At 65.7% G+C, this 7,386-nt stretch carries 7 protein-coding genes; 4 read left to right on the plus strand and 3 right to left on the minus strand.

What is annotated here, in order from left to right; genetic code table 11:
- Positions 1-252: 252 nt before the first annotated feature.
- A complete protein-coding gene (locus B1964_RS20300) occupies positions 253-927 on the minus strand; it encodes a GntR family transcriptional regulator (protein ID WP_079931062.1) in 675 nt (224 codons plus the stop codon).
- 134 nt (positions 928-1,061) lie between these two features.
- Between B1964_RS20300 and B1964_RS20305 the strand changes: the two genes are divergently transcribed.
- The 3 genes from B1964_RS20305 to B1964_RS20315 are packed head-to-tail and all read left to right on the plus strand — an operon-like array spanning position 1,062 to position 4,268.
- Positions 1,062-2,279, plus strand: a complete 1,218-nt coding sequence (locus tag B1964_RS20305) for an acyl-CoA dehydrogenase family protein (RefSeq protein ID WP_079931056.1) — start codon at positions 1,062-1,064, stop codon at positions 2,277-2,279.
- 46 nt (positions 2,280-2,325) lie between these two features.
- Positions 2,326-3,072 (plus strand): 3-oxoacyl-ACP reductase FabG, encoded by a 747-nt coding sequence (gene fabG, locus B1964_RS20310; RefSeq protein ID WP_079931057.1) that lies wholly within the window; start codon positions 2,326-2,328, stop codon positions 3,070-3,072.
- 47 nt (positions 3,073-3,119) lie between these two features.
- Positions 3,120-4,268: a CoA transferase gene (locus tag B1964_RS20315; protein ID WP_079931058.1), complete on the plus strand. Its 1,149-nt coding sequence runs from the start codon at positions 3,120-3,122 to the stop codon at positions 4,266-4,268.
- Between the two features lie 409 nt (positions 4,269-4,677).
- On the opposite strand, the gene B1964_RS20320 is transcribed toward B1964_RS20315, so the two are convergent.
- Entirely contained in the window at positions 4,678-5,565 is an 888-nt protein-coding gene (locus tag B1964_RS20320; RefSeq protein WP_079931059.1) for an alpha/beta hydrolase, read from the minus strand.
- A 319-nt stretch (positions 5,566-5,884) separates the two neighbouring features.
- Complete coding sequence (locus B1964_RS20325) at positions 5,885-6,949, minus strand: Glu/Leu/Phe/Val dehydrogenase dimerization domain-containing protein (RefSeq protein WP_079931060.1); 1,065 nt, start codon at positions 6,947-6,949, stop codon at positions 5,885-5,887.
- Between the two features lie 111 nt (positions 6,950-7,060).
- Between B1964_RS20325 and B1964_RS20330 the strand changes: the two genes are divergently transcribed.
- The coding region (locus B1964_RS20330; protein ID WP_079931061.1) for an Lrp/AsnC family transcriptional regulator at positions 7,061-7,386 on the plus strand (326 nt) is incomplete at its 3' end.

The raw sequence follows: 7,386 nt of genomic DNA on the forward strand, positions 1-7,386 counted from the left end.
TTTGTGTGTTGTTGTGTTCGAGTGTATGCCGGGTTTGTCGGGTTGGCAAGAGGTTGTCGAAAGTTTTTCGGGTGAGTTTCCGTGGGGTTCCAGCCTGGGTTCGGCTCGGTCTCGAGGCTCGGCGCCTGGGGCGCCTCGCACCTCGACCACCGATGAACGGCTCGGCGCCTGGGGCGCCTCGCACCTCGACCACCGATCGGGGAAGGACCAGGGGCGCCTCGCACCTCGACCACCGACCGGAAACGGGTGCACTCACCTCCAGAACCCGCGCTCCTCCAGGAGAGCCACCGCACGATGACCGCCGCGGAGGAAGTGGCCTTCGGTCAGCGTGCGTGCCATACCCGGCGAGCGGCCGGCGAGTGCATCGACGATCTCGCGATGATCCCGCAAGGACGACGCGACCGAGTCCGGGTGGGAGTCGAAGAAGCCGGACGGGATTGCCCCGCTGAGGAGTTTGAGTTCGGCGATCAGGCGCCGTGAGCGGGTGCCGAGGTTGATCAGCCGATGAAAGCGGAAGTTGAGGCGCTCGATCTCGAGGAGCTCGGTCGCCTCCTCCATCTCGGTCGCCAACACACGCAGCTCGTCGAGGTCGGTGTCGGAGAGAGTCGCCGACGCACGTTCGGCGGCCAGCCCGGAGATCACGCCGAGCATCCAGTAGTGATCGCGAATGTCCTCGCGGGACAGGTCGGCCACAAAGGCGCCGCGCCGTGGAATCGTCTCGATGATTCCCTCCCCGCTGAGTGAGATCAGCGCCTCACGCACCGGCAGTTTGCTCATCCCGAGAGATTCGGCGACCGCATCCTGATCGACCTTGGTTCCCGGCCGCATCTCGCCGGCGAAGACCATGCGGCGGATCTCCTGGGCCGCAATCTGCTTGAGCACCGACGATGCCGCCTCGACCGATCGACCACCCACGGGCTGTGCCACCACTGCCTCCTCGACTCACATCAACGCGCAGAGATTATCAAACTCAACTATCACTCACCCGCTATGTAAGACATAGCCAGGAGATATAGTTCGGATAGTTGGCGCAACCCCACAGATTTGATAATTTCGATCGCATGGCTTCACCCGCACAGCAGCACACCCCGGCCGTCAGCGCGGACGACTTCGAGCAGATCCGCTCGGTGGTCCACGACTTCATCCGCACCAAGGTCGTGCCGCGCGAGAACGAGATCGCCGAGACCAACGCCATCCCCGACGACCTGCGCGCCCAGGCAGCCGAGATGGGACTGTTCGGCTACGCGATCCCCGAAGAATGGGGTGGCCTCGGCCTCGATCTCACCCAGGACGTCGAGCTGGCGATGGAGTTCGGCTACACGACGCTCGCTCTGCGGTCGATGTTCGGCACCAACAACGGCATCGCCGGGCAGGTGTTGGTGAACTTCGGGACCGACGAGCAGAAGAAGGATTGGCTCGAGCGCATCGCCTCCGGCGACGTCGTCGCCTCCTTCGCGCTCACCGAGCCCGGCGCCGGCTCGAATCCCGCCGGCCTGCGCACCAAGGCGACGCTCGACGGCGACCAGTGGGTGATCGACGGGCAGAAGCGTTTCATCACCAACGCACCGATCGCCGACCTGTTCGTCGTATTCGCCAGAACCCAGCGCCGGGAGCGAAGCGAGCGGGCTGAATCAGAACAGTCCGCAGAAGGCAAGAACACAGGTATTGCCGTATTCCTGGTTCCTGCCGACACACCAGGGGTCGAGGTCGGAGTCAAGGACAAGAAGATGGGCCAAGAAGGGGCGTGGACCTCCGACGTCAGCTTCGACGGCGTGCGTGTGCCCGCCTCGGCTCTCGTCGGCGGTGACGAGGAGACCGGATATCGCGCCGCGATGACCTCCCTGGCGCGAGGTCGGGTGCACATCGCTGCGCTCGCGGTCGGGCAGGCACAACGTGCCCTCGATGAGTCGGTCGAATACGCGGCCAATGCCACCCAGGGCGGAAAGCCCATCGGCTCTTTCCAATTGGTGCAGGCCATGCTCGCCGACCAGCAGACCGGGGTGATGGCCGGGCGCGCACTCGTACGTGACGCCGCGCTCAAATACGTCACCGGCGAGGACCGACGGACCGCACCATCGGTGGCCAAGCTCTACTGCACCGAGATGGTCGGCAAGGTCGCCGATCTCGCGGTGCAGGTCCACGGCGGCACCGGTTACATGCGCGAGGTTCCGGTGGAGCGGATCTACCGCGACGTCCGCCTGCTCCGGCTTTACGAAGGCACCAGCGAGATCCAGCGACTCATCATCGGCGGCAACCTCATTCGTGCGGCAAGCAAGTAGCCCACCGCGCCACACCATCTCAGCACACTCACACGACAGGATTCCCATGCCCGGACCACTCTTGAAGGACCAGACCGCCGTGATCACCGGTGCCGCACAGGGTATCGGCTTCGCCATCGCGCAATTGTTCGTCGACGAAGGCGCCCACGTCGTCATCGGTGACATCAATGCCGAGGCCGCGCAGAAAGCCGCCACCGAACTCGGCGGGGACGGTGTGGCCGTCGGCGTGGCGTGCGATGTGACCCGCGGCGCCGACGTGGACGCGCTACTCGCAGCTGCTGCACAACATTTCGGACCCGTCGACGTTTTGGTCAACAACGCGGGCATCACCCGGGACGCCACCATGCGCAACATGACCGAAGAGCAATTCGACCAGGTCATCAACGTCCACCTCAAGGGCACCTGGAACGGCACCCGCAAGGCGGCGGCGATCATGCGCGAACGCAAGAGCGGCGCCATCGTCAACCTCTCCTCCCTGTCGGGCAAGGTCGGCATGGTCGGACAGAGCAACTATTCGGCAGCCAAGGCCGGCATCGTCGGCATGACCAAGGCGGCGGCGAAAGAGCTTGCGCACCAAGGAGTACGGGTCAACGCCATCCAGCCGGGCCTCATCCGCTCGGCGATGACCGAGGCAATGCCACAGAAGGCGTGGGATCAGAAGATGGCCGAGATCCCGATGGGACGGGCCGGTGAGGTCAGCGAGGTCGCCACGGTCGCACTGTTTCTCGCGACTCACCTGTCCTCCTACATGACCGGCACGGTCATGGAGGTCACCGGCGGACGGTTCATGTGACATGAGCAGCAACCGGTTACGGCGCGCTGCTCTCGAGGCGGTCTGACATGCCGACCGAACACGCCCGGCCCCTGACCGGGATTCGGGTGGTCGAGGTATCGAGCTTCGTCGCCTCCCCACTATGTGGGCTGACCCTCTCGCAACTGGGCGCAGAGGTCATCCGGGTCGATCCGATCGGCGGCGCCGCCGACGTGAATCGTTGGCCGCTCACCGACGACGGCACCACCTCGATCTATTGGACGGGTCTCAACAAGGGCAAGAAGTCGGTCACCGCCGATCTGCGTTCTGCCGAAGGTCAGCGGCTGGTCCAACGCCTCGTCACCGAATCCGGCCCCGGCGGCGGCATTCTCGTCACCAACTCGGGCGGCCGGGAGTGGATGAGCCACAACACCCTTGCCGCTCTTCGCCCCGACGTCATTCTCTTGGAGCTGCTCGGCGGTTCCGACGGCTCCCCCGCCGTCGACTACACCGTCAATGCGGGGCTGGGATTTCCGCAGATCACCGGCCCCGTCGACCACGACGGCCCCGTCAATCACGTGCTACCCGCCTGGGATGTGGTCTGCGGCCTGTATGCGGCGCTGGCCGTCACCGCCGCGGTGCGTCGGCGCGAGCAGACCGGCCAGGGCGCGTCGATCCGCCTGCCGTTGGAGGACACCGCACTGTCGATCGCCAGCACCCTGGGCTATCTGACCGAACCGCAGGTCAACGCACACTCACGCCCGGCGACCGGCAACGATGTGTACGGCACCTATGGCACCGACGTCGTCACCGCCGACGGCGACCGCTTCATGCTCGTGGCCTTGACGCCCCGCCATTTCCGGGATCTCGTACGTATCACCGGAACCTACTCCGTCATCACCGCGATCGAGCAGGCTCTCGACGCGGACTTCTCCCGTGAAGCCGACCGCTACACCCATCGCAGCGTGCTGAATGCGTTGTTCGGCAAGTGGTTCGCCGAACACTCCACCGACGAGGCGGCCGCCGCCCTCGACGGGTCGTCGGTGCTCTCGCAGCGCTACCGCAGCTTCGACGAGGTGATCAGATCGGGAGCACTCACCGACAACCCGCTGTTTGCCGAACTCACTCAGGCCGGCCTCGGGACCTACCTCGCGGCCGGACATCCGGCGTCGTTCGACGGCGAACACTATTTCACCGGGCCGGCTGCGCGATTGGGGGCGGATACGCCGGAGGGGTGACAGCGTCTCACTGCCGCCGGCATGCTGCTGTGTGCCCTCCGAGCGACGCAGTGACCACTGCCGCCGGGGTGCATGACATGCGCAGATTGTGCCGTTCCTGCGGGGTCAGGTTCCAGCGTGCGCGAAACCAGCGCGTAATCGCACCGCCGCCATGGGACAGACGGCCGTTCCTCATCGAAGCGTTTATCGACCCCACCTCCACATCGGTTGCGCCACCGAGGTTCCGGTGTCCATTCCACCGGGCGTGTGACCAGTTCTATCTGGTCTGTCTACTCCGGCCCGGATGGCGACGACAGCGATGCAGGGAGGTCTTGACGCGATGTGGGCGCGCTGCGCGACGATTTCTACGCGATCTTGACGACCCTGCCACCACCTCGGACGACGCAAGCTGTTCGCCGAAGAGTGCTTCTCACAGCGCGTGCCGCGCCAAGAACTCCTCGATCGCCCCGGCGAACACCTGATTGTCGTCACCGGCGACCATGTGTCCGGCCGCACTGACGTCGGCGATCTCCGCGTGCGGGACAAGGGCTTTCATGGACGCGATTCCGGAATCACTGACCACGTCCGACTTTCCGCCGCGCACGATCAGGGTGGGGATCGTGACCTGGCGTGCCGCCGCGGTCAGTCGAGCAGGATCGGTGTGCCGGCGCGGCTCATCGTCATCGGAGGCGATGAACGCCGGGTCCCAATGCCAGTACCAGCGGCCGTCCTCACGCAGCCGGACGTTCTTGCGCAGCCCGTCGAGGTTCTTGGGGCGTCGACGCGTCGGGTTGTATGCGGCGATCGCGTCGGCGACCTCCTCCAACGACGCAAAGCCGTCGATGTGGTCGGTCATGAACGTCTTGATCCGGTCGATCCCCTCGGGTTCGACGTCGACGACCACATCCACCATCACCAGTGCCGAGGCGAGGTCGGGATGCTCGCCGGCGACGCACAGGCTGGTGATCCCACCCAGCGACGCGCCGATCAGCACCGGCTTGGCCGGCAGGGTGGCGAGTATCGCGACAAGATCGTCGACAAAGCCGTCGAGCGCATAGTTGCCATCGGGCGCCCACGAACTGTCACCGTGCCCCCGGGAATCGAAGGTGCACACCTCGCGCCCCTGCTCGGCCAGCGCTTTCGCACTCCGATCCCACGAATGCCTGGTCTGACCGCCACCGTGGAGCATGACGATCGGTGCCGAGTCTGCGGGCGAGCCCCATCGGTCGCCGATGATCGTCACCGAACCCGACTCGACGAAGATCTGTACTGCTTCGGCATCGTGCGTGGGAGTATGGCGAGTCCTTTCCGAGGTCACATGGCTTGCACCTCTGACATCGACATAACCAGACTCACGGCTGGACGTGCACGTCGGCCACCGAAACCGCACTCGGGGCACCTCCGAACCCCCCGATGGTCGAGGTGCGAGGCGCGTGTGCCGAGCATCGAGACCAGCTGCACCGGTGTTGTTCTTGCTCCACCGCACATCGGATACCGCTCGGCGCAAGGGGTCTCGAGGTTCCTCGCCCCAGGGGGCTCGTCTCGCCTCGACCGGCGGAAGGGTGGTCACCGCCGGCAAACGAAGCAGACACCTCGACCATCGGGAGGTAGCCACGGCAACCATTGGAACGTGGCGACTACCGCGCGGCGGCGAAGTACGGCCGGTACTTCCGCTTGCCCTCGACGATCTCGATGGCCATCGCGAGGGCGACGCTCACACTGTCGGTATCGGTCGATGCTGCGCGAGAGAGGATGTCGCGGGCTGTGTCGGCGATCGCGTCGACCCGGCCTTCCAGTCCTTGCTCCCCATCGTGGATCTCGGCCTCGACGGCGAGCAGCCCGCCCGCGTTGGCGACGAAGTCCGGGACGTGGACGATTCCCCGGTCGCGCAGGTCCCGGGCGAGCGCCGAATGGGCGAGCATGTTGTTGGCGGCTCCCACCAGGATCGAGGCGCGCATCCCGGCGATCACCCGCTCGTCGATCACCCCGCCACCGGCGCACGGTGCGACGACGTCGACGTCGGAGAGCAGGATCTCGTCGAGATCGACTGCGGTGATGCCGATCTCGTCCACGGCGCCGCGTACACGCTGTGGATCGATGTCGGCGCCGAACACCTGAGCCCCGGCGCCGGCCAGCATGCGCGCGGCGTGCAGACCGACATTGCCCAGACCCTGGATGGCGACACGCGCCCCGTCGACCGACCGGCCGGATGCCTCCAATGCCACCTCGATGCTGCGGACCACTCCACGGGCGGTGAAGTACGAGGGGTCGCCGCGCTGGCTGGAGACCACGTCGACGTGGCGTCCGATCAGCTCTAGATCACGCACCGAGGTGCCCATGTCGACGCCGGGGATGTAACGGCCACCCAGGGCGGCAATGTATTTCGCGTGGGCGACCAGGATCTCGTCACGGTTGGCCACGCGGGGATCGACGTTGATCACACTCTTGCCGCCACCGAGCGGCAACCCGGCCAGTGCCGCCTTGTAGGTCATCGCCTGCGCGAGGTTCATCGCGTCGGCGATCGCGTCGGCTTGTGTGGGGTAGGCGCGCATACGCACACCGCCGAGCGATGGGCCGAGGGTCGTATCATGCACGGCGATAACCGATTCGAGGCCGGCTTCGGGATCGCGGCAGAGCACGATCTGCTCGAAGTCGCGGTTGGAGAAGTCGTCGAGGATGTCTGCCGAAGATGCTGTGGTCATGGCGCAGGACGGTAGTGAGCCAGACAACGGGCCCACAAGGACTTGGCGCGAACTACCGCTCACAACGCAAATCTTTGTCAGCTATGCCGCTGCTGCGATAAATTGTTGCGCATGGTCGAGTTCGACGATGTGGATCTTCAGCTGCTGGCACTGCTGTCCGACGACGGCCGCGCCACCTTCTCCGATCTGTCGTCACGGGTGAATCTGTCGGTGGCCGCGACCAAACGTCGCGTCGACCGGCTACGGGCCCAGAATGTCATCACCGGATTCACCGCCACCATCGACCACGCGGCGCTGGGCCGACCCGTCGAGGCGTTCACCGAGGTCCGCTACGTCGGGACGTCGCAGCCCGAGGAGATGATGGCCGAGATGACGCGCATCCCGGAGGTCGAGGCCGTCTACACGATCGCGGGCGATCCCGACATGCTCGTCAAGGG

Source organism: Gordonia sp. i37, from assembly GCF_002043085.1.
GTDB lineage: Bacteria > Actinomycetota > Actinomycetes > Mycobacteriales > Mycobacteriaceae > Gordonia > Gordonia polyisoprenivorans.

Excerpts from the sequence above, each read along its gene's own strand:
- B1964_RS20305 (WP_079931056.1), top strand. The coding sequence starts at position 1,062 with ATGGCTTCACCCGCACAGCAGCACACCCCGGCCGTCAGCGCGGACGAC.
- fabG (WP_079931057.1), top strand. The coding sequence starts at position 2,326 with ATGCCCGGACCACTCTTGAAGGACCAGACCGCCGTGATCACCGGTGCC.
- B1964_RS20315 (WP_079931058.1), top strand. The coding sequence starts at position 3,120 with ATGCCGACCGAACACGCCCGGCCCCTGACCGGGATTCGGGTGGTCGAG.
- B1964_RS20325 (WP_079931060.1), bottom strand. The coding sequence starts at position 6,949 with ATGACCACAGCATCTTCGGCAGACATCCTCGACGACTTCTCCAACCGC.